General features: G+C 42.7%; 5 protein-coding genes and 1 pseudogene. All 6 read right to left on the reverse strand.

What is annotated here, in order from left to right; genetic code table 11:
- Positions 1-309: 309 nt before the first annotated feature.
- Entirely contained in the window at positions 310-900 is a 591-nt protein-coding gene (locus EHW58_RS15465; RefSeq protein ID WP_216644439.1) for a hypothetical protein, read from the reverse strand.
- Positions 901-918: 18 nt separating this feature from the next.
- Positions 919-1,352 (reverse strand): annotated as a pseudogene (locus tag EHW58_RS15470) (GNAT family N-acetyltransferase).
- A 103-nt stretch (positions 1,353-1,455) separates the two neighbouring features.
- Positions 1,456-1,698, reverse strand: a complete 243-nt coding sequence (locus tag EHW58_RS15475) for a hypothetical protein (protein WP_152797355.1) — start codon at positions 1,696-1,698, stop codon at positions 1,456-1,458.
- A gap of 350 nt (positions 1,699-2,048) precedes the next feature.
- Complete coding sequence (locus EHW58_RS15480; protein WP_077651665.1) at positions 2,049-2,771, reverse strand: NYN domain-containing protein; 723 nt, start codon at positions 2,769-2,771, stop codon at positions 2,049-2,051.
- A gap of 37 nt (positions 2,772-2,808) precedes the next feature.
- A complete protein-coding gene (locus EHW58_RS15485) occupies positions 2,809-3,012 on the reverse strand; it encodes a hypothetical protein (RefSeq protein ID WP_152797357.1) in 204 nt (67 codons plus the stop codon).
- 55 nt (positions 3,013-3,067) lie between these two features.
- Positions 3,068-3,168, reverse strand: a 101-nt coding sequence (locus tag EHW58_RS15915; protein WP_152795353.1) for a glycosyl transferase, incomplete at its 5' end; no start/stop codon positions are given.

Genomic DNA, 3,168 nt, shown 5'->3' on the forward strand with positions numbered 1-3,168 from the left:
CTTTAAATGTATCGATATCCACGGTATCTATCCCGAACTATTTTAGAATCGGCCTATATGATCACAGCCAGAGGTGATCGTCAAACCGATCCTTTTTTGGTCAAAAAACGTTCGCGATCTCGCCCTGATTAAACTTTGTCCATTCATCGTTTGAAACAACCAAAGAATGGAGGAATTCCAGTTCGTCTTCCTTGGCTAGTCTTATTTCTACTTCCATATATTCCTTAATACTTCTCGATTCTTTGTTGCAACCTAACACGGAGCACACCGAGGTACTTTAACTTTAGTGCCTCAGAGTGACGCGAACTGTTATAAATTAGCTCGGACAAACTGCTCAACACTAAGATGCCGTCCCTTGCTTTGGTAGTGCCCACCTAAGGCGTAGGCCATCTTTTCTAGCGGAGCATTGTCATAACCAAAATCTTGAATCTCTCGAATGTAGCGTTCTATGAAACCTTGAGGCGCGAGCTCACGCCATTGCAGCACATGAACCAACTCATGGAAGTGAAGCAGGAGATCGAGTGCAACTTTTTTCTTGACGTAATAAGTATCGTTATAGGTAATACCGTCCACGTCCATGTCGATAAAGTCTCCTAAACCAGCGTCCCGAAGTCCTGGAAAATCAGGCTTTGGGAGTTCGTCGGTAACAACGAAGAATGCTGTCTTCAGAAATCCAGGCGAGTAGAAACCATTGAAATGTTCTTCAAGGACAGAGCAAGACCGACGCACTTCTCTATGTGAGAAATTCACCTGATGTATCCAACCCTCTATCTCTTCGATCATTACTCCTCCATTTATAATGATTAGCTCAGCTGCGGCCGCTGCGTAGCACTGGAAAACAGCTGCTTGTTTAATAAAGCAACGAGCTTGTTTAACACCCAAATAAAGTGTCGGCTGCACGATATTTATTCTTATTTGTTATGTGTTTGAGCTTAAAGGGAGCTCCATTTCAACCAACCCTTTGACTTCTGATGTCCTAACAAAGCCTTTGGACTCATACAGCTTGATTGCTGGGTTTTCACTAAACACACGCAGAACTAACAGAGTAGATTGACGATTAAATGCATGCCTAACAACTAAATCAAGACATTTAGACCCAATACCTTTACCTGAAACTTCGGTAAAAGTTGAAGATCCCTCAGGAAGGTCGTATTAGCACTATAGCTAAAACGCACTACACCAACACGAGTACGATCCAGTAGAACCGCGTAGTTATCTAGATCTTCCCAACTGTCCAGAAACTGATTGTGGTCCCAGACTATCTCACGAGCTTGATAGTAACTTGCCATATTTGTCTTCGTTAAAGACTCTGCGAATAAGGGGTCATTACCAATCTCAAACTGTCCTTCCATGCTTTGCCCTCTGGTTATACGTAACGCTACCAGCATGCGCGCCTTTGTAGTGGAGGCGAAGCCGCAACGAAAAAGGCGTCGCCGTGCCTGGCCTGGTTATGTATCATTCGTGACTCTTGAGCCAGACCGACAGCGCATTTTTTAGATACTGATCTGGCTCTGGCATTGGATGTGACTTACCTGGCTTTGTTTTCCGTTCGTGGTCACGATAGTTTCTTTCAATTTTTGCCCAGTCCTTTGGGTAGAGCTCCTTAAACTTAGCGACGAGGTCATCAGGGGAACGGCTTCCTTCCAACTGTTCGACTGTAGCACCTATTTTTTCATCTTTTTTAGTGATTACGGCCATACTTTAAATTCTCCCAAAGAGGCTTAGGTTAGCGGCCCACCAAAGGCCACGAGACTTGTTCCCAGCGCCTGACTTACGTCAATTACTGAAGTGACAGCACATTTTGCGAATGTTGTTGCTTTTCTCATATTGTTATCCTCCTTCTCAGGACCATGGCCTGAGTCCAATGTTGTTAGCATGCGATTTTTTACGTACGACAAAACCACCAACATAAGACAGACAACTGAGAACAAAACAAGCATGGGTGGATTCGAACCTCCGCCACTAACCGCTAACCTAAGCTTCCTGAAACATAACGCTTGGGTCAGGTTCGCCGTAGGCGTCACCTGGGCCCGATTGTTAGCTGCAAATTATACACAAATCTCGACTATACGATTTTCACCTGTATCGAGAGTTTCCGATTTAATATATCCCTTTTTCTCCATGTCTTTGATGAGCTTCATGAAGGTTTTATACTCAGTGTTAGTTACACGAAAGCTTGGATCGATGGCTTTCATTTTGTCATTCGCAACAGAAACATTGTTTGGAAGTTTACTCTGATTCATATTGCGCACGGCCTGAACGAAAAGCCTTTCTATTTTGCTAGTGATTTTTGGTGTTGTTTCAGGACAGAAGTCTTCTAGGAAAAGAAGATTGTCAAAGGATTTCGTGAGAATTGCACGATCTTTGTCTGATTTTTTGCAGACCAACCATACTTCTTTCCCAAACTTTCTTAGTTTATCTGCGACAACGGTAAAGTCAGAATCGCTGGTCATAAAGCAATAGCGATCTATTCTTGGGTTGTTCTGATAAAGAGTTTCAAAAGCATCTAAACTCAGCAGTAAATCTGCACGATTTTTCTCGCTTCCGATCTTTGGCGTGTCGATTATATTGAAGTTGTGCTCAACAATCTGATTTTTGAGCGTTTTCTTTGCTGCGTTCTGATTCCCATATGCTGCTTTTATTGCAAAGATACAGTTGTAATCTTCGTCTGTGCTTAAGAATGAATTCATCACATCTTCTAGAACAAACTCAGATGAGGCGACATTTTCCATGTCAATATAAACAGCAATATTTAAATTTTGTTTTCGCATGTTACTCCATACTATGTTTTTGCAGCTAATGCCGTAATCAGCGTGGCTGCGCAGCAGTCCGCTGCTTTGCCTTGTTAGCTGTGGCTTCGGACGCTCTATTGATTAAATATTCTCTAATCAATACTAACTCATTCACCTGAAGTATTTCTCTGACTCTATTTTTAACTTCAACTACGGTGGAATATTCATCTTTTACTTTTACCTCACCAATCCCCATTAGATTGCTGAATACATCATACATTTCTTCTAGAGCCTTAGTTCTTGTCTCGTCCACGGAAAACGCATGAACATCTCCGTCATGAAAGGCTTCCCAGCACGGTCGCGAGGTACTCTTGGTCCATCGCGCACATCATTCGCTTGCGTTGAATGCCGGCTTTGAAACTCTTCTCTTGCTTTA

This window comes from Salinivibrio sp. VYel1 (assembly GCF_009377945.1).
GTDB lineage: Bacteria > Pseudomonadota > Gammaproteobacteria > Enterobacterales > Vibrionaceae > Salinivibrio > Salinivibrio siamensis.

Excerpts from the sequence above, each read along its gene's own strand:
- EHW58_RS15480 (WP_077651665.1), bottom strand. The coding sequence starts at position 2,771 with ATGCGAAAACAAAATTTAAATATTGCTGTTTATATTGACATGGAAAAT.
- EHW58_RS15475 (WP_152797355.1), bottom strand. The coding sequence starts at position 1,698 with ATGGCCGTAATCACTAAAAAAGATGAAAAAATAGGTGCTACAGTCGAA.
- EHW58_RS15485 (WP_152797357.1), bottom strand. The coding sequence starts at position 3,012 with ATGTATGATGTATTCAGCAATCTAATGGGGATTGGTGAGGTAAAAGTA.